This window comes from Kitasatospora sp. CMC57, from assembly GCF_045866025.2.
GTDB lineage: Bacteria > Actinomycetota > Actinomycetes > Streptomycetales > Streptomycetaceae > Kitasatospora.
This window is the reverse complement of the sequence record NZ_AP035881.2, coordinates 4,239,514-4,257,272: the sequence shown is the minus strand read 5'-3', so window position 1 is coordinate 4,257,272 and position 17,759 is coordinate 4,239,514. Positions and strand designations below refer to the sequence as shown.

Annotated in this window: 20 protein-coding genes; 4 read left to right on the top strand and 16 right to left on the bottom strand. The window is 73.2% G+C overall.

Going from position 1 to position 17,759, the window contains the following annotated elements; all coding sequences use genetic code 11:
* Positions 1-4 precede the first annotated feature (4 nt).
* Positions 5-910: a LysR family transcriptional regulator gene (locus tag ACKUU6_RS19050; protein WP_407989788.1), complete on the bottom strand. Its 906-nt coding sequence runs from the start codon at positions 908-910 to the stop codon at positions 5-7.
* Between the two features lie 133 nt (positions 911-1,043).
* Here ACKUU6_RS19050 and ACKUU6_RS19045 point away from each other — a divergent pair, with 133 nt between their 5' ends.
* Positions 1,044-2,132, top strand: coding sequence for an NADP-dependent oxidoreductase (locus tag ACKUU6_RS19045; RefSeq protein ID WP_407989787.1), 1,089 nt, complete (start codon positions 1,044-1,046; stop codon positions 2,130-2,132).
* Between the two features lie 67 nt (positions 2,133-2,199).
* Here the strand turns inward: ACKUU6_RS19045 and ACKUU6_RS19040 are convergent, their stop codons facing one another.
* The 3 genes from ACKUU6_RS19040 to ACKUU6_RS19030 form a co-directional block, all read right to left on the bottom strand.
* Positions 2,200-2,787, bottom strand: coding sequence for a GNAT family N-acetyltransferase (locus tag ACKUU6_RS19040; protein ID WP_407989786.1), 588 nt, complete (start codon positions 2,785-2,787; stop codon positions 2,200-2,202).
* 208 nt (positions 2,788-2,995) lie between these two features.
* Positions 2,996-3,397 (bottom strand): YccF domain-containing protein, encoded by a 402-nt coding sequence (locus ACKUU6_RS19035; RefSeq protein ID WP_407989785.1) that lies wholly within the window; start codon positions 3,395-3,397, stop codon positions 2,996-2,998.
* Positions 3,394-4,050, bottom strand: coding sequence for an AAA family ATPase (locus ACKUU6_RS19030; RefSeq protein ID WP_407989784.1), 657 nt, complete (start codon positions 4,048-4,050; stop codon positions 3,394-3,396). Before ACKUU6_RS19030 ends, ACKUU6_RS19035 begins: the two co-directional genes overlap by 4 nt.
* Positions 4,051-4,295: 245 nt before the next feature.
* On the opposite strand from ACKUU6_RS19030, the gene ACKUU6_RS19025 reads away from it, so the two are divergent.
* A complete protein-coding gene (locus ACKUU6_RS19025; protein WP_407989783.1) occupies positions 4,296-4,703 on the top strand; it encodes an SHOCT domain-containing protein in 408 nt (135 codons plus the stop codon).
* 22 nt (positions 4,704-4,725) lie between these two features.
* Here the strand turns inward: ACKUU6_RS19025 and ACKUU6_RS19020 are convergent, their stop codons facing one another.
* Positions 4,726-5,469, bottom strand: coding sequence for a helix-turn-helix domain-containing protein (locus ACKUU6_RS19020; RefSeq protein WP_407989782.1), 744 nt, complete (start codon positions 5,467-5,469; stop codon positions 4,726-4,728).
* Between the two features lie 117 nt (positions 5,470-5,586).
* Between ACKUU6_RS19020 and ACKUU6_RS19015 the strand changes: the two genes are divergently transcribed.
* Both ACKUU6_RS19015 and ACKUU6_RS19010 read left to right on the top strand, forming a co-directional pair.
* Complete coding sequence (locus ACKUU6_RS19015; protein ID WP_407989781.1) at positions 5,587-6,510, top strand: carbohydrate kinase family protein; 924 nt, start codon at positions 5,587-5,589, stop codon at positions 6,508-6,510.
* A 134-nt stretch (positions 6,511-6,644) separates the two neighbouring features.
* Positions 6,645-7,082 carry a hypothetical protein gene (locus ACKUU6_RS19010; RefSeq protein ID WP_407989780.1) on the top strand — a complete coding sequence of 146 codons (438 nt, stop codon included), beginning with the start codon at positions 6,645-6,647 and terminating at the stop codon, positions 7,080-7,082.
* 4 nt (positions 7,083-7,086) lie between these two features.
* Here the strand turns inward: ACKUU6_RS19010 and htpX are convergent, their stop codons facing one another.
* The 11 genes from htpX to ACKUU6_RS18955 form a co-directional block, all read right to left on the bottom strand.
* A complete protein-coding gene (gene htpX / locus ACKUU6_RS19005) occupies positions 7,087-7,953 on the bottom strand; it encodes a zinc metalloprotease HtpX (RefSeq protein ID WP_407989779.1) in 867 nt (288 codons plus the stop codon).
* Between the two features lie 90 nt (positions 7,954-8,043).
* On the bottom strand, positions 8,044-9,540 hold the full coding sequence (locus tag ACKUU6_RS19000) for an NADH-quinone oxidoreductase subunit N (RefSeq protein ID WP_407989778.1): 1,497 nt from the start codon (positions 9,538-9,540) through the stop codon (positions 8,044-8,046).
* A 39-nt stretch (positions 9,541-9,579) separates the two neighbouring features.
* A complete protein-coding gene (locus ACKUU6_RS18995; RefSeq protein WP_407989777.1) occupies positions 9,580-11,151 on the bottom strand; it encodes a complex I subunit 4 family protein in 1,572 nt (523 codons plus the stop codon).
* A 31-nt stretch (positions 11,152-11,182) separates the two neighbouring features.
* A complete protein-coding gene (locus ACKUU6_RS18990) occupies positions 11,183-13,201 on the bottom strand; it encodes an NADH-quinone oxidoreductase subunit L (RefSeq protein WP_407989776.1) in 2,019 nt (672 codons plus the stop codon).
* Positions 13,198-13,551, bottom strand: coding sequence for an NADH-quinone oxidoreductase subunit NuoK (gene nuoK / locus ACKUU6_RS18985; protein ID WP_407989775.1), 354 nt, complete (start codon positions 13,549-13,551; stop codon positions 13,198-13,200). Before nuoK ends, ACKUU6_RS18990 begins: the two co-directional genes overlap by 4 nt.
* A 5-nt stretch (positions 13,552-13,556) precedes the next feature.
* Positions 13,557-14,180 carry an NADH-quinone oxidoreductase subunit J gene (locus ACKUU6_RS18980; RefSeq protein ID WP_407989774.1) on the bottom strand — a complete coding sequence of 208 codons (624 nt, stop codon included), beginning with the start codon at positions 14,178-14,180 and terminating at the stop codon, positions 13,557-13,559.
* Positions 14,177-14,719: a NuoI/complex I 23 kDa subunit family protein gene (locus tag ACKUU6_RS18975; RefSeq protein WP_407989773.1), complete on the bottom strand. Its 543-nt coding sequence runs from the start codon at positions 14,717-14,719 to the stop codon at positions 14,177-14,179. The genes ACKUU6_RS18980 and ACKUU6_RS18975 overlap by 4 nt, the downstream gene beginning before the upstream one ends.
* Positions 14,716-15,678, bottom strand: a complete 963-nt coding sequence (gene nuoH / locus ACKUU6_RS18970) for an NADH-quinone oxidoreductase subunit NuoH (RefSeq protein ID WP_407989772.1) — start codon at positions 15,676-15,678, stop codon at positions 14,716-14,718. Before nuoH ends, ACKUU6_RS18975 begins: the two co-directional genes overlap by 4 nt.
* Complete coding sequence (locus ACKUU6_RS18965) at positions 15,675-16,667, bottom strand: NADH-quinone oxidoreductase subunit C (protein WP_407989771.1); 993 nt, start codon at positions 16,665-16,667, stop codon at positions 15,675-15,677. The genes nuoH and ACKUU6_RS18965 overlap by 4 nt, the downstream gene beginning before the upstream one ends.
* Complete coding sequence (locus ACKUU6_RS18960; RefSeq protein WP_407989770.1) at positions 16,664-17,284, bottom strand: NADH-quinone oxidoreductase subunit B; 621 nt, start codon at positions 17,282-17,284, stop codon at positions 16,664-16,666. Before ACKUU6_RS18960 ends, ACKUU6_RS18965 begins: the two co-directional genes overlap by 4 nt.
* Positions 17,275-17,682 (bottom strand): NADH-quinone oxidoreductase subunit A, encoded by a 408-nt coding sequence (locus ACKUU6_RS18955; RefSeq protein ID WP_407989769.1) that lies wholly within the window; start codon positions 17,680-17,682, stop codon positions 17,275-17,277. The genes ACKUU6_RS18960 and ACKUU6_RS18955 overlap by 10 nt, the downstream gene beginning before the upstream one ends.
* Positions 17,683-17,759: the final 77 nt, after the last annotated feature.

The window sequence follows — 17,759 nt, the reverse complement described above, 5'->3', positions numbered from 1 at the left end:
CGCGTCACACCGACAGGACGGGGGCCGGGACGGACCGGAGTTCGCGGATCAGCTCCCGGACGGCCGCGGTACGGGCCAGGGCGGGCGTGGTGACGTAGCCGACCGTACGGGTGGGCGGCTGCGGCCCGAGGGCGGTGATTGCCACGCCGGGTGGGGCTCCGAGCAGGGTGAGGGCGGGCATGATCGACATGCCGAGGCCCTGGGCGACCAGGGAGAGCGTGACGGTGTCGTCCTCGACGTACACCGTGGCGGCCGGGATCCAGTCCTGACTGCGCCACCAGTCGCGGGTGTACGAGCCGCAGTTCTCGTCCCAGTCGACCAGGGGCAGGGTGCGCGGCAGGGCATGGCCCTCGGGGTGCGCCAGCGCGTACGGCTCGGTGAACAGGCGGCCCGCGAGGAGGCCGGGCAGTGCCGGTGAGGAGGTCTGGCCGGTGGCCGCGTCCAGGGTGGCGATGCCGAGTTCGGCACGGCCGTCGGCAACTTCGCCGGCCGTGCCGCGGCCGATCTCGCGGACGATCCGCAGCTCCGGTTCGAGGCCGGGGTGACGTGCCGTCAGTCGGGCGAGCACGGCGGGGAGCAGGTGGGCGGCGGCGCTGCGGAAGGCGACGATCCGGAGTGGTCCGGTGAGGTCGGCGGCCTCCCGGGCGGCGGACCGGGTCTCGGCGGCCAGGGTGGCGAGCAGGTGCAGGATCTGGCGGGCGTGGGCGACGGCCTGCGCGCCGGCCGGCGTGGCGCGCGCCCCGTGCCGGCCCCGCTCGAACAGCACCGCGCCCAGCTTGCGTTCGCACCCGCGCACGGCGTGCGAGACGGCGGACTGCGACATGCCGAGCGCCGTGGCGGCGGCGGTGAAGCTGCGGTCGCGGTCGACGGCGACGAGGATGCGCAGCTCGTGCGGGGCGAGGTCGGTCATCCGGGCAACCTATCCCGACCCTGCGGCTTCCATGAAGAGCGCTCATGGAAGGGCCCGAACCATCGACGCGACCCCCTGCCCGGCCGCTCCGGGCCTCCCTAGCGTGATCATCACATCGAACAGGGAGTCCACCATGACCCGCACCGCCCGCCTCGTCCACCAGGTCGCCCGCCCTCAGGGCCGCCGTCCCACCCCCACCGACTTCACCTTCGTCGAGGCCGCGCTCCCGCCCGTCGAGCCGGGCGGCGTGCTGGTCGAGAACCTGTACTTCTCGGTCGATCCGTACATGCGCGAGGTGATGGACTTCGGTGAGCTGCACGCCCCCATGGAGGGCCGCGCGCTCGGCCGGGTGGTGGAGTCCCGGTCCGATCAACTGCTGGTCGGCGACCTGGTCGCGCACCGGCTGGGCTGGCGGACCCACGTCCTGCTGAGCCCGGATCAGATCCCGCCGCGCGGCGCCGCTCCCGACCCGGGCGGCGTCCAGGTACGGCTTCGCGAGCCCGGGGTCCCGGCGCTGCGTTCGGCCGGCGTCCGGCTGATCAGCCCGCCGGACGGGGTGCCGCTCCGCACCTACCTGAGCCTGCTCGGCGGCACCGGCCTGACGGCGTACGTCGGCCTGACCCGGATCGCCCGGCTGCAGCCCGGCGAGAGCCTGTACGTGAGTGCGGCGGCGGGCGGCGTGGGCACGGCGGTCGGCCAGCTCGCCCGCCTGATGGGAGTCGGCCGGCTGGTCGGGAGCACGGGCTCGGCCGCCAAGGTCCGGCACCTGACCGAACGGCTCGGCTTCGACGCCGCCTTCGACCACCACGGCGGCCCGGTCGGCGAGCAGCTGCGCAGGGCCGCGCCCGACGGTCTGGACGTGTACTTCGACAACGTCGGCGGCGACCACCTCGCGGGCGCCATCGACGTGCTGCGGGACGGCGGCCGGATCGCCTGGTGCGGCGCGGTGGCGCAGTACGACGACGCCACGAACCCGCCGGCCGCGCCGTACAACCTCTACGACGTGGTGAGCAAGAGCCTGCGACTGGAGGGCTTCCTGGTACGCAACCACCGTGAGGTGCAAGGTGAGTTGGAGGAGCACCTCGCGCCGTACCTGCGATCGGGTGCGCTGGTGCCGGACGAGACCGTAACAGTCGGCTTCGACCGGGCGGTGGACGCCTTCCTCGGGATGCTGGCCGGGGAGAACACCGGAAAGGCGATCGTCCAGGTCGGGTCGGAGTGAATCCGGGTCGGCTCCGGAGGACGGTGCGGGCGAAGGTGCGCACCACGGCTGAGCGGCTGTCGAGGGGTCAGGCGTCGGTGGCGAGACGGGCGTGCAGGTGCTCGTCGTGGTAGTTGCCGTCGCCGAAGCAGTGGCTCTGGCGGAGCGTGCCCTCCAGGAGGTAGCCGGCTCGGTTGGCCACTCGGCAGGACGCGGAGTTGCCGACGGCGTGGGCGAGTTCGATGCGGCGGGCGTCGGCGGTGGTGAAGGCCCAGCGGGTGACGGCTTCGAGGCCCCGAGTGGCGAGGCCGCGGCCGCGGGCGGCCGGGAGCAGCCAGTACCCGATCACGGCGAGACCGTCGGCCCGGTCCGACCAGCGGACGGTGACGGTGCCGAAGAGTTCGTCGAAGTCGGCGGCGAGCAGGGCGAACGAGGCCAGGTCGCCACGTTCCCAGCCTGCCGTCCGACCGGTCAGCCAGCGTTCGGCGTGCAGCACGGTGCTCACTGGCAGCGGGTTCCAGAGGGATATCGCGGGGTCGGCGGCGAGTGCGGCCAACTCCCGGGCCCGGCGCTCGGGTTCGCCGACCCGGCTCCACGGACGGAGCCCGAAGCCGTCGCCGGCCAGGTCGGCGGGGGTGAAGGTGGGAAGGAAGTTCAGGGAACCGTCAGCGCTCATGGCGGTCTGTCTACCTCCTGACGGGGCGCCCGCGCCAGCTGTTACGGGCGGCCGCCCGGAAGCCGCCGCTGCGCCTGCGGCCGGGCACTTCGGTCGCCCCCTGGACGCGATCACCGGCAAGTGCGCCCAGCGCGGGAAGACCGTCGAACTTCATGACCGGCCAACCACCCGGCCGACGGCGCCGCCTTCCGAACCGGCGGCCGCCGGACTAGCGACCGCCGAACTTCTCGTCCGTGGAGACGACCTCACGTCCGAGCGGCATCAGCGAGATCGGGATCAGCTTGAGGTTGGCCCAGGCGAACGGGATGCCGATGATCGTGACCGCCAGCGCGATGGCGGTGGCGATGTGGGCCAGCACCAGCCACCACCCGGCGAACACCAGCCAGATCACGTTGCCGACACAGGACGGCGCCCCGGCGTCGGGCCGCTCCACCGTGGTCCGCCCGAACGGCCACAGGACGTACCCGGCGATGCGGAACGACGCGATGCCGAACGGGATCGTGATGATGAAAATGCAACAGACGATCCCCGCGAGGAAGTAGCCGAGCGCCATCCAGATTCCGCAGAGGAGCAGCCAGAGCACGTTGAGGACAGTGTCGATCACCTTCATGGCCCCCACCCTCCCATGCGACCGCCGGTGCAGGGCATACCCGGTTCCTGGCGAGTCCGAACGGCGGGGTCCGGCTGTGCCGGGGGCTCGAAGACAAGCCGGGGAAGGCGGTCGCGGGAGGACCGGTCGAACAGGGTGACCGAGGCGGCCTCCGGGGCGGCGGCGGGGCCGAGGGTGTCGAGTGACCGCAGGAGGTGGGCGAGGCCGCGGTCATGGCGGGTGAAGGTGCGGGGCGGGGCCCAGCGGCCACGGGCGTGCTGGCCTGCCAGGGCTTCGGTGGGGCCCACGTCGAGGATGACCAGGTGGAGTTCGCGGCCCTGGGCGCGGAGGAGGCGGGCCAGGTGGCCGCGGAGCCAGGAGCGACTGCCGCAGTCGTGGACCAGGAGGTGGCCGCCGTCGCGGGCGGCGGTGCGCAGGCGGTGGAAGTGCCGCAGCCGTGCCCAGGGGCGGTAGACCGCGTACGGGAGCCAGGCGGGCATGACCGCTTCGCAGGCGAGGTGGGTGGTGCGGGGGTCGATGACCGGGGCCGCGTCGGCCCAGTGGTGGAGTGCGGTGCTCTTGCCGCTGCCCGGCAGGCCGGAGACCACGACCACCGCGCCGGGCGGGTAGGCGAGGGTGGCGGGCAGCGGGATGTCACCCCGCAGGTCGACCACGCCACGTGGGCTCGGTCCGGGCCGTGGCGCCCGGGGATCCGGTATGAGGTCGTGCAGCACCGCGCGTTCCCCCTCCTGACCTGCCGCCGCACTGGCCGGCGGTCCGTCACGTCCCGGCACCGCACGGCCGGAGGACGTCGGCCTCAGTCTGGCAGGTCGGGTGCCGGAACCGGCCCCACCCCGGACGGCGCAAGGTGGCACGGCCCCGCGCGCGGAGTCGCGCGGCAGTCAGCACTGTGGTCTGCATGGACAACTACCCGGCGCTCGACCTGTTCTGGACCATGATGGAGCTCTTCCTCTGGATCCTCTGGTTCTTCCTCCTCTTCAAGGTCATCACGGACATCTTCCGCAGCCACGACATGGGCGGCTGGGGCAAGGCCGGCTGGATGCTCTTCGTGATCGTGCTGCCCTACCTGGGCGTACTCGTCTACCTGATCGCCCGTGGCCGGTCGATGAGCCGCCGGGACGCCGAGCAGGTGCAGCAGAGCGAAGCCGCCTTCAAGGAGTACGTCCGACAGGCGGCCGCCACCACCCCCGATGGCACAGGGACGAGCGGCCGGGTCGACGAACTCGCCAAGCTCGCCGCACTCAAGGAGCGGGGCGCCCTCACCGACGAGGAGTACCAGCGGGCCAAGGAGAAGCTGCTCGCCTGAGCCCAACCGCCCGCGTGACGCCTCAGTGCCCGCGCGACGCCAGCTCCACCGCCGTGCGGGAGGCGGTCAGCCCGGGCAGGGTGCGCAGGTCGGCGCCGGTGAGCTGCTGCCAGCGGTCGAGGCGGCGGGCGAGGGTGTCGGCGGGCAGCCGGAGCTGCCGGGCGGCCGGGTCGACCGCGAAGCCGTGGTCGGCGAACGCCCGGACCGCGTCGGCGAGGTGAGGGAAGGTCCGGGCCGTGGCGACGGCGGGGGCCAGCAGCGGGTCGAGTCGGTCGGCCGCTGCGGCCGTCGCCGTCAGGGGCCAGAGGTCTTGGTACCGCCAGAGCCCCGGGCGGCCACCGGCCAGTGCGGCGGCCGCCCGGGCGTCCAGCAGGGTCTCGCGGGCAGCATCGGGACCGATCCTGAGCAGCCCGACGCCCAGGCAGTCCACCGTCCCGAGTGCCGCCGTGACGTCCTGCTCCGGGATGCCCTGGGTGAGGATCAGCAGCCCGTCGGGCCCCTCCCCCACCGCGCAGTGCCCCGGCAGCCGGTCCAGCCGCTCCTGAGCGGCGGCCGGGCCGGACCCGTCGACCGGGCCCGATCCGGCCGCCCAGCCCTGGAAGCCCTCGTCCGGGTCCAGTCCGGCCGCCTCGACCGCCGCCCGCAGCGTCTCGGCCGACACCGTTTCGGAGGCCAGCCGCACCAGCCACGACCGGGCCGCCGACCGGCCGGCCAGCTCGCGTACCGCCGCCAACAGCTCGGCCAGCACCTCGCCCTCCCCCACCATGCCCACCTCCCGCCCCAGGAGCGGCCAGCGTAGCCGCCGCACTCCCCGGCAACCAGGGCGATCGGTACGGTGAAGGTCGTCCGCGATCCTCCCCACCGCACCGGAGCCTGACGGTCCATGACCTCCACCCCGTCCTTCCTCGTCGTCGGCGAGAGCGTGGCCGACATCGTCCGCACTCCCGGCCGGCCGGACGTACCGCATCCGGGCGGCAGCCCGGCCAACGTGGCGTACGGGCTGGGCCGGCTGGGCCACCGGGTCGCCCTGCTCACCCAGCTCGGGGCGGACCGGGTGGGCGGGCTGATCGCCGGGCACCTGCGGTCGGCCGGGGTGGAGCTGCTGGCGGACGGTCAGACCGGGGTGCGGACGCCGACCGCGATCGTCACCCTCGGTCCGGACGGCGGGGCCGGGTACGAGTTCGACATCCACTGGTCGCTGCGGCCAATGGAGCCGCCGGTGCCGGCCGAGCACGTGCACCTGGGCTCGATCGCGGCCGTCCTGCCACCCGGCGCGGAGGCCGCGCTCGGGCTGGTGCGGCGGCTCAGGCCCGGTGCCTCGGTCAGCTACGACCCGAACGTCCGGGCCGACCTGTTCGGCGACCGGGCCGAGGCGGTGGCGCGGGTCGAGCGCTGCGTCGCGCTCAGCGATCTGGTCAAGGCCAGTGACGAGGACCTGGCGTGGCTCCACCCCGGCTGGTCCGAGCGACGGGTGGCCGAGCACTGGCTGGGCCTCGGCCCCGCGCTGGTCCTGGTCACCAGGGGCGGGCGCGGTGCCGCGGCCTTCACCGCGCGGGACACGGTCGAGCGGGCCGCCATACCGGCGACCGTGGTCGACACGGTGGGCGCGGGGGACTCGTTCATGGCGGCCACCCTGGACGCGCTGGCCGCTGACGGACTGCTCGGCGCGGAGGGCCGCCCGGCCCTCGGCACGGTCGGACCGGAGGCGCTGGACGGCCTGCTCCACCATGCTGGCCGGGCCGCCGCGATCACCGTCTCCCGGGCCGGGGCCAACCCGCCGTCCGGGGCCGAACTGGGCCTCGGCTGACCTGCTGCGACGCTCCTCGCCGTCCGGCGCCGGTGGGCCGTCCACCGGCCGCTCCGTCCGGAGTGCCGGACCTCGATCGCCCTCACATACTGGGACAAACTGGCACATCGTCAGTTGGTTCCCAGGAGGCAGTCATGACCCAGGCACCCGGCCCGCTCCACGAACCGTCAGCTCCCGTCCCGGTCTCCGGCGGGGGCCGGCGGAACACCGCGGCCGTCACCGGCCTGGTGGTGTTCGCCGGGGTGATGATGCTGGTCGACGGCCTGCTGGGGATCTTCCAGGGCATCGTGGCGATCGCCAGGGACGACCTCTACCTGACCACCCCGAACTACGTCTTCCGGTTCAACCTGACCACCTGGGGCTGGATCCACCTGGCGATGGGCGCGCTGCTCGCGCTGATCGGCTACGGCGTCCTCAGGGGCGCCGCCTGGGGCCGGGTGATCGGCATCGCGCTGGTCGCGCTGAACCTGGTGCTGAACTTCCTCTTCCTGCCCTACTACCCGCTCTGGTCCCTGGCCGCGCTCGCCATGAACGCCTTCGTGCTCTGGGCGCTCTGCACCTACCGGGACTGACGCCTCACGGCAGCCGGTGACCGGCCATCTGCTCCAGGCGGGCGATCCGCTCGGCCATCGGCGGGTGAGTGGCGAACAGACGGGTACCGGCTTCGCCGGTGCGGAACGGGCTGGCGATCATCATGTGGCTGGCGGTCTTGAGGCGGGGCTCGGGGGGCAGCGGGAGGCGCTGGGTACCGGTCTCCAGCTTGCGCAGGGCGCTGGCGAGGGCGAGCGGGTCGCCGGTGATCCGGGCTCCGTCGGCGTCGGCCTGGTACTCCCGGGAGCGGCTGACGGCCAGTTGGATCAGGGAGGCGGCGAGCGGGCCGAGGATCATGATCGCGAGCATGCCGAACAGGCCGGGGCCGTCGTCGTCCTCGCTCCGGCCGAACGGGATCAGCCAGGCGAAGTTCACCAGGAACATCACCACCGTGGCCAACGCGCCGGCCACCGAGGAGATCAGGATGTCCCGGTTGTGCACGTGGCTGAGCTCGTGGCCGAGCACCCCGCGCAGTTCGCGCTCGTCGAGCAGCTGGAGGATGCCGTCGGTGCAGCAGACGGCCGCGTTGCGCGGGTTCCGCCCGGTGGCGAAGGCGTTCGGGGCCGGGGTGGGCGAGATGTACAGGCGGGGCATCGGCTGTCGGGCCGAGGTGGAGAGCTCGCGGACGATCCGGTACAGCCGGGGCGCCTCGATCTCGCTCACCGGGCGGGCCCGCATCGCGCGCAGGGCGAGCCGGTCGCTGTTCCAGTACGCGTAGCCGTTGGTGCCGAGGGCGATCAGCAGGGCAACCAGGAGACCCGTCCGGCCGAAGAAACCGCCGATCACCAGGATCAGCGCCGACAGCCCGCCGAGCAGTGCAGCCGTCCTCAACCCGTTGTGCTGCCGGTGCACGCAGGCCCTCCAAGTGGCGCGGTGGGAAGCCTTCCGAGATCGTCCCTCTGCCAGGATCAACGGCAGGACGAGGCGGCTTCGTTCCCGTACCTACCGGAACAGGCTGCCCGAGACCACCTGGAGCACCAGCTGCGGGGCCGCCGAGAGCACCACGGCGGCCGCGGCGGTGAGCCCCAGGGTGGCCGTCAGCGGGCCCGGGATCCTGGTCCGCACGGTGTCCTCGGCGGGGGCGAAGAGCTTCGCCGTCCAGGCGAGGTAGTAGTACAGCGCCACCACCACGTTGGCCGCCATCACCACCGCGAGCCAGCCGAGACCGGCGTCCACCGCCGCGCGGAAGACCACCACCTTGCCGAACAGGCCGACCACGCCCGGCGGCAGTCCGGCCAGGCAGAGCAGGAAGAAGGCCAGCGCCAGCGCGGTCCACCGGTTGCGGGCGAACAGGCCCTGGAAGTCGTCCAGCCTGGAGTGCCCGGTGGCGGCGACCGCCGCGAAGGCGCCGAGGTTCACCACGCCGTAGACCAGCGCGTACGCCACGGTGGCCCCGACCGGGCGGCCGGAGTCGGCGTACCCGGCGGCGGCCAACGGCACCAGCAGGTAGCCGGCCTGGCTGACGGAGGACCAGGCGAGCAGGCGCACCGCACTGTCGGGGGCGGCGGCGCGCTGGCGCAGCGCGGCGACGTTCCCCGCGGTCATGGTGGCGGCGGCGAGCACCGCAAGCACCAGGCCCCAGGTGTGCCCGTACGGGCGGAACGCCACGGTGGTGACCAGGGCGAGCCCGGCCAGACCAGCCGCCTTTCCGACCACCGAGAGGTAGCCCGCGACCGGCACCGGGGCACCGACGTAGGTGTCGGGCACCCAGAAGTGGAACGGGACGGCGGCGGTCTTGAAGGCGAACCCGACCAGGGTCAGCACCGCCCCGGCCTCGGCCAGGTGGCGCAGCTGGGCGGGGGCCGTGGTCAGCGCGTCGGCGACCGCCGACAGGTGCAGGGTGCCGGTCGCGGCGTAGACGAAGCTGACGCCGAGCAGCATCACGGCGGTGGCGGTGACCGAGGAGAGGAAGAACTTGAGCGCGGCCTCCGCGCCCCGGCCGTCCCGGCGCAGCGCGACCAGCGCGAAGGCGGGCAGCGAGGCCACCTCCAGCGCGACCACCAGGGTGGCCAGGTCCCGGGAGGCGGGCAGCAGGGCGGCCCCGGCGGCACTGCTGAGCAGCAGGAACCAGAACTCACCGCCGGGCAGGCGGTCCTGCGCCACGGTGTGCACCGAGAGCAGGGCGGCGATCAGCGCACCGCCGAGCACGAGCAGCTGGAAGGCCAGCGTGAAGTGGTCCACCTCGTACGAGCAGCCGCCGGAGGTGACGCAGAAGGTGGAATGCGGGTCGCCGAGCGCGAGCGGGAGCAGCGCGGCGAGGGCGAGGGTCAGGCCGCCGATCGCCAGCCAGGACAGGGCCTTCTTCTGACTGCCCTTCAGGAGGAGATCGGCGACCAGCACCACCAGACCGGCCAGCGCGGCGATCAGCGGCGGCGCGACGGCCACCCAGTCGACGGACTGGACCAGGCCGCCCGGGTCGGCGACGGCGAGAGGAGTCATGGCGGTCGGCCCCTGGGGGATAGGGAGGGTGAACACGGGTCAGCCACCCCCGAGCAGGTGCTTGACGGCCGGGTCGGAGAGCCCCAGCAGCAGCGCGGGCCAGAGTCCGGCGACCACGGTGAGCGCGGCGAGCGGGGTCCAGCTCACCGCCTCGTACGCCTGGAGGTCCGGAACGTCCGAGAGGCCGGGCTGCTTCGGATCGCCCATGCAGACCCGCTTGACCACCAGCAGCAGGTAGCCGGCGGTGAGCAGGGTGCCGAGGGCGGCCAGCGCCAGGTAGGTGAGGAAGGCGGGGCGGGAGAGCGCGGCGGCCGGGTCGAAGGCGCCGTACATGGCGAGCAGTTCGCCCCAGAAGCCGGCCAGGCCCGGCAGGCCGAGGCTGGCCACGGCGGCGAAGGCGAGCAGGCCGCCGATCCTCGGGGCCCGGCCGTAGAGGGCCGCGCCGGTGGCACCGGCGAGGGTGTCCAGGTCGGCGGTGCCGTAGCGGTCCTTGACCGCGCCGACCAGGAAGAACAGCAGGCCGGTGATCAGGCCGTGGCCGATGTTGGCGAACAGCGCGCCGTTCACCCCGCTCGGGGTGAGCGAGGCGATGCCGAGCAGGACGAAGCCCATGTGGCCGACCGAGGAGTACGCGATCAGCCGCTTGAGGTCGCCCTTGGCGCCGGATTCAGAAGGCGCGAAGCGCTTCCTCAGAAGGGTGGCGGTGGGAGACGGGAGGGCGAGCGCGAGGCAGGCCAACGAGCCGTAGACGATGCCGACGGCGGCCAGCGCGCCCAGGTACGGGGCGAGGGTGGCGGTGCCGTCCGGGACCACCGGCAGCAGCACCCGGACCAGACCGTAGGTGCCCATCTTGAGCAGCACCCCGGCCAGCAGTACCGAGCCGACGGTCGGGGCGGCGGTGTGCGCGTCCGGCAGCCAGCTGTGCAACGGGAAGGCCGGGGCCTTCACCGCGAGGCCGACCAGGATCGCCAGCGCGGCGGTCACCTGGGTGGTGTGGCTCAGGCCGCGGCCGTGCGCGGCGGCCAGCTGCGTCAGGTCGAAGGTGCCCGCCTGGCCGCCGATCAGCAGGAAGCCGAGCAGCATCACGGCGGAGCCGAGCAGGGTGTACAGGATGAACCGGTTGGCGGCCGGGACCTTGGCGCCGCTGCCCCAGCGGGCGATCAGGAAGTACATCGGGATCAGCACGATCTCGAAGGCCAGGAAGAAAAGCACCAGGTCCAGCGCCACGAAGGTGGCCAGCATGCCCACTTCGAGCAGCAGCAGCAGACCGGTGAAGGCCCGTGCGCCGGGCCCGGCCGGGAGCTTCCGGGTCGAGTAGACCGCGCAGAGGAAGGTCAGCAGCGCGGTCAGCACCAGCAGCGGCAGCGAGATGCCGTCCACCCCGAGGTGGAACCTGACCCCGATCGCCGGGATCCAGCTCACGTCGGTGACGGCCTGCATCCGGGCGGGCGTGGCGTGGTCGAACCAGGCGGCCAGCGCGATCGTGCCCGCCAGTACGGCGCCGGTGACCCCGCAGCCGAGACGGAGCACGGCCCGCTCGCCGAGCGGGGCCAGGGTGAGCCCGGCGCCCAGCAGCGGCAGGGCCAGGAGGGCGATGAGGAGCACGTTCACGAGGCCCTGCCTCCGAAGCGGTGAGAGAGGGTCATGAGCCGACCGCCACCAGGACGGTGAGCACCACGACGGCGCCGAGCAGCACGCTCAGGTACGTCTGGGCGTTGCCGGTCTGGCTCCGCCGGACAGCCCAGCCGAGCAGGTTGGCACCGGTGCCGGTGCCCCGGACGTAGGTCTCCACCACCTCGCGGTCCAGGAAGCGCACCAGCCGCGCGGCGGCCAGGGTCGGGCGGACGAACAGCGCGCTGTACAGCCGGTCCAGGTGAAAGCCGTGCAGCGCCGGTCCGAACAGCGGCCCGAGCAGCAGGCGGCCGGGGTCGGCGGCGGGCTTCGAGGGGGCGGGTGCCAGGGTCTCGACGGCGGGCGGGCCCGCCTGCTCCGGCACGCGGTCGCTCGCGGCGGTGGACCGGGCGGTGACGGAGCGCCAGGCGCCGTACCCGATCAGCGCGCCGGCCAGGGCGCAGCCGGTGCCGATCACGGCGGTCACGGTGGACGGGCGGAGCGAGCCGCCGTCCAGCAGCGCGGGCAGCCAGTCCGGGCGCAGGCCGAAGACGCCGAAGCCCATGGTCGGGACCGCCAGCACCCAGAGCGGCCAGCGCATCGCGGGCGGCTCGGCGTGCGTTGGGTCGGCCTCGTCGATCTCGGCGGAGTACGGGGCGTCGGTGGCGGCGGGCAGCGCGACCGGCGCGCTGTGGAAGGCCAGCAGCCAGAGCCGGGCGGCGTACACTGCGGTGAGCAGCGCGGTCAGCCCGGCGGCGACCAGCACGATCCAGCCGGCGGCGGACGGCACGGCGGAGGCCGGGCCGAGGCCGTTGGTCAGGGCCTCGCCGGTGGCGGCGTGCTCGGCGGCGGTGAGCACCGCCTCCTTGCTGAAGAAGCCGGAGAACGGCGGCAGCCCGATCAGGGCGATCAGGGCGATGCCCATCGTCCAGTACGCGTCCGGCACCCTCCGCCGCAGCTCGGGCATCCGGGCCATCGCGCTGAGCGAGTTGGTGTGCGCGGCGTGGATGATCACACCGGCGGCCAGGAAGAGCAGCGCCTTGAAGGCACCGTGGCTGACCAGGTGGAAGACGGCGGCCTGCCGGTCACCGGCGGCCAGTGCACCCGCCATGTAGCCCAGCTGACCGACCGTCGAGTAGGCCAGCACCCGCTTGAGGTCGTCCTGGGCGAGCGCGCAGAGCGCGGAACCGACCATGGTGACGGCGGCCATCACCGACAGCACCAGCAGCGCGGCGCCGGAGGCCAGGAAGACCGGCAGCAGCCGGGCCACCAGGTAGATGCCGGCCGCGACCATGGTGGCGGCGTGGATCAGCGCGGAGACCGGCGTCGGACCGGCCATCGCGTCGGGCAGCCAGGTGTGCAGCGGGAACTGGGCGCTCTTGCCCGCGACGCCCGCGAGCAGCAGCAGCGCGGTCAGCGTCGGGTGCGAGAGGTGGCCCTCGGTGGCGGCCTTCAGCACGCCCTCGATCCGAAACGTCCCGGCGTCCGCGCCGAGCAGGAAGACGCCGATCAGGAACGGCACGTCGCCGAGCTTGGTGACCAGGAACGCCTTGAGCGAGGCGGAGCGCGCGTCGGCGGTCTCCCAGTGATGGCCGATCAGGAAGTACGAGCAGATGCCCATCACCTCCCAGCCGACCAGCAGCAACACCAGGTCGCCCGAGTACACGACCAGGAACATCGCCGCCGTGAAGAGCGAGACCAGGGCCGCGTACGAGGGGTAGCGGGGGTCGTCCTTCAGGTAGGCGGTCGAGTAGACCTGCACGCAGGTGGCCACCAGGCCGACCAGCACCGAGATCAGCGAGCTGAACCCGTCCAGGTGCAGGGCGAGCGAGAGGTCGGGGCCGCCGGTCGGGGCCAGCCGGGTGGCGGCGTCCAGGCTCTGGCCGGTGCCGAGCTGGAGCGCGACCAGCAGGGCGAGCACGGCGGAGGCGGCGACCGGCAGGATCGCCAGCGGCCGGGTCAGGCCGGGGGCGCGCCTGCCGGTGGCCAGCGTGGCGGCGGCCCCGAGTGCGGGCAGCACCGGGACCAGGACGGGGAGGGCGAGGTTCATGCGGCGGCCTCTGCTGACGTGGCGTCCGAGTCGTCGTCCTCTGCCCGGTCACCGAGCGCGGTGATCCGGTCCAGGTCGGCGGTGCGGCGGGTGCGGAAGACCAGCAGCACGATGGCCAGGCCGAGGCCGATCTCGGCGGCGGCCAGCGTGACGGTGAAGAGCGTGAGCACCTGACCGCCGTGCAGCGCGTCGCGCAGCCAGACGTCGAAGGCGACCAGGTTGAGGTTGACGGCGTTGAGCATCAGCTCGACGGACATCAGCACCAGCACCGTGTTGCGCCGGGCGAGCACGCCGTAGACGCCGATCGCGAAGAGCAGGGCGGCCAGGACGGCCGGGTAGGCGAGATGCATTCCGGTCAACGCTCCCTGCTGGTGCCGACGGACCGACCGGCCCTGAGCTTGCCGGGGCGGGGCTTCGGCCTGCCCTCGCCGTCCCTGCGGGACAGCACGATCGCACCGACCAGTGCGGCCAGCAGCAGGACGGAGAGCGCCTCGAAGGGCAGCACCCAGTGCCGGAACAGGTACTCGCCGGTGGCCCTGGTGCTGCCCGCGCCCGCGCCGAGGTCGATCCAGGAGGTGCGGAAGGCGTCCACCACCAGGGTCACCAGGGTGGCGGCGGTGGCCAGGCCGACGGCCAGCGCGGTCCACCGATTGCCGGAGTCGGCGTCCGGGGAGCGGCCGATCGGGGCCTTGGTGAGCATCAGGCCGAAGAGCACCAGGACGACCACCGAACCGAGGTAGATCAGCACCTGCACCCAGGCGATGAACTCGGCGGTGAGCAGCAGGAACTCCACCGCCAGGCCGCCGAGCGCGACCACCAGCCAGAGCGCGGCGTGCACCAGCTGACGGGTGGTCACGGTGAGCAGGGCGGCGCCCAGCACGGCGACGCCGACCAGCAGGAAGACGATCTCCACCCCGGTCGGGGAGAGGAAGGAACGGGTGGCCGGTTCCAGCGGACCGGCGGCGGCGAGGAGGTTCACGAGCCGTCCTCCTTCCGCAGGGCCGCGTGCGCCTTGTCGGCGGCCTTGCGGGCCATCGCGATCTCCTTGGGCTCCTCGGCCGCCGGGTCGAGCGCGGGCGGTGCGGGCACCGTCCACATCCACTCCCGGAGGCGGTCCCGCTCGTGGGTCAGCTCCAGGATGTCGGTCTCGGCGTACTCGAACTCCGGTGACCAGAACAGCGCGTCGAACGGGCAGACCTCGATACAGATCCCGCAGTACATGCAGAGCGAGAAGTCGATCGCGAACCGGTCCAGCACGTTGCGGGTACGGGCCCGGGCGTTCGGGTCGGCGGCGGGCAGCGTCTCCTTGTGGGAGTCGATGTAGATGCACCAGTCCGGACACTCCCGGGCGCAGAGCATGCAGACCGTGCAGTTCTCCTCCAGCAGCGCGATCACGCCACGGGTACGCGGGGCGAGGTCGGGCTGCACCTCGGGGTACTGCGCGGTGACGGTCTTCTTCGTCATGGTGCGGAGGGTGACGGCCAGGCCCTTGGCCAGGCCGCTGCCGGGAAGCTTCATGAGGAGATCGCCACCTTGACGATGCCGGTGAGGGCGAGCTGGGCGAGGGCGAGCGGGATCAGCGTCGTCCAGGCGAAGCGCATGAGCTGGTCCTCGCGCAGACGGGGAAAGGTGACCCGGAGCCAGATCACCAGGAGGGCGAGGGCGAAGGTCTTCAGGATCGTCCAGAGCCAGCCGAGCTGGTCCGGCAGCGGACCGTGCCAGCCGCCCAGGAACAGCACCGTGGTGAGCGCGGAGACCACCAGGATGCCCGCGTACTCGGAGAGCAGGAAGAACGCGAACCGGATGCCGGTGTACTCGGTGTACGCGCCGAAGATGATCTCCGAGTCGGCCACCGGCATGTCGAACGGCGGCCGCTGGAGTTCGGCCAGCCCCGCCACGAAGAACACGAAGGCGCCGACGATCTGCCACGGCACCCACCACCACTCGAACTGCTCCAGGATCCCGGGCAGCGAGAGGGTGCCGGCCGCCATCGCCACCGAGGCGGCGGCGAGCAGCATCGGCAGCTCGTACGCCATCAGCTGGGCGGCCGTGCGCAGACCACCGAGCAGCGAGAACTTGTTGGCCGAGGCCCAGCCCGCCATCAGCGAGCCGAGCACGCCGATGCCCATCACGGCGAGCACGAAGAAGATGCCCGCGTCGATCGCCTGCCCGACGAAGCCGTTCGGCCCGACCGGGACGGCCAGCAGCACCACCAGGTACGGCAGCAGGGCGACGGCGGGCGCCAGCTGGAAGACCCTGCGGTCGGCGTCGGCCGGGACCACGTCCTCCTTCTGGACGAACTTCACGCCGTCGGCCACCAGTTGGGCCCAGCCGTGGAAGCCGCCCGCGTACATCGGGCCGAGCCGGCCCTGCATGTGCGCCATCACCTTGTGCTCGGTCTGGCCGATCACCAGCGGGAACACCAGGAAGACCACCAGCACCGCGACGCAGCGCAGCAGCATTTCGAGGAAGGTCATGCGCTGTCTCCGTCCTTCGGCTCGGGGGTCTGCGGCTCGGTCGGCGGCTCGGGGGTCTGTGGCTCGGGATTCTGCGGTTCCGGGGCCGGCGGTACGGCCGGGGCGCCCGGGCCACCGCTGACCGGCGGAGCCGGGGGCGCGGCCGGGGGCGCGGCCGGGGGCGGCGGTTCCTCGGCGGTGGCCGGGACGGGGTTGTGCCAGGGGGCGTCCGAGGACTGGGTGCGCGCGGGGCGCGGGCGCTCGGGCGCCGGAGCGCCCTCGGCCTGGCTGACCGAGCCGTCACTGATGCTGCGGGTCCGGCGCGGCCGGGGCGCGGGCGCGCCCTCAGCGCCCGCCGCACCCTCAGCCGCAGGACCGGCGGCGGCCGCGCGGGGCGTACGGGCCGCGCGCGCGGGGCGCTCGGCGATCGGCGGCAGGGTGCCCTTGAGCGGACCCCACTCGTTCGGGTCGGGCACACCGGCCGGCTGCATCTTGCGGCGGGCCGGGCCTTCGCCCTCGCTCTCGCCGGGCTCCTTGGCGCCGGGCCAGGCCTTGGCGACCCGGGCCGCGAGCACGAACTCCTTGCGCAGCGGGTGCCCCTCGAAGCCGTCCGGCAGCAGCAGCGTGACCAGGTGCGGGTGGCCGGTGAAGTCGATGCCGAACATCTCGGCAGTCTCCCGCTCGTGCCAGCCGGCCCCGGCGTACACGCCGACGGCGGTGGGCAGCGCGGCGGCGCTCCTGGGCACCTTGGTCCGGAGCAGCAGGTGGCGGACCGGGCCTGAGCCCGCGTCGGCCAGGTGGGCGGCCACCGAGAAGCCGTCGGCCAGCTCGTCGACCGCGCTCAGCCAGTCGAAGTAGGTGAGGCCGAGGCCGTCCCGGGCGGCGGTGAGCGCCTCGATCCAGTGCTCGGCGGGCACGTCGACGGTGAGCAGCTGGTACGCCTCGCCGGCGGTGGCCCACTCGCCGATCGCGGCGACGGCGGCCTCGGCGGGGATCTGCGGGTCGGTCACTTCTGCTCTGCCTCCGGGCCGGCCACCAGCGGTCTGCGCAGTGCGGCGGCGGGCGCCGCGTACCGCTGCGGCAGCGACTCGGCCGCGATCTTCTCCTGCAGCTTGAGGATGCCCTGGAGCAGCGCCTCGGGGCGGGGCGGGCAGCCGGGCACGTAGACGTCGACCGGGATGATCTGGTCGACGCCCTTCGTGACGGAGTACGAATCCCAGTACGGACCGCCGGAGTTGGCGCAGGCGCCGAACGAGATCACGTACTTGGGCTCGGGCATCTGCTCGTACAGGCGCTTCACGGCGGGCGCCATCTTGTCCGTCACGGTGCCCGAGACGATCATCAGGTCGGCCTGCCGGGGGCCCGGCGCGAACGGGATCACACCCATCCGGATGAAGTCGTGCTTGGCCATCGAGGCGGCGATGAACTCGATCGCGCAGCAGGCCAGCCCGAAGTTGAAGCACCAGAGGCTGTACCGGCGGCCCCAGTTGAGCACCACCTTGACCGGGTCCGGCGCCAGCCGGGCCAGCGGGCCGAGCCGGGCAGGCTCCACCGCGCCGGGGGTGGCCGGGTCGGGGATGCCCAGCGGGATCGGGCCCCCGGCACCGTGCGAGTGCGTCACGTCCATTCCAGAACGCCCTTCTTCCAGGCGTAGAGCAGCCCGACCGCGAGGAAGCCGATGAAGACGAACATCTCCACCAGCGTGGTCGCCCCGAACCCGGTGGCGGCGAACACGGTCGCCCACGGGAAGAGGTAGATCGCGTCGACCGCGAAGATCACGTAGAGGAAGGCGTAGACGAAGTACCGGATCTGGGTGTGCGCCCAGCCCTCACCGACCGGGTCCACGCCGCACTCGTAGGCGAGCCGCTTCTCCGGCGAGTCGACCACCGGCCGGAGCAGGCGGTTGGCGGTGAAGGACACCGCGACGAACAGCACGCCGACGACCGCGAGCAGGCCCACCGCCGCGTACGCGTCGAAGTAGCCACCACCCACGGCAGGGTCGGCAGCGGCCAACTGCCCTTCCATGCGCTCGCCTCCCGGTGCCCCACTGATCCCACACGTCCTGAACCGTCAAGGCGTGAGTCTAAGTGCAGCACCATCCT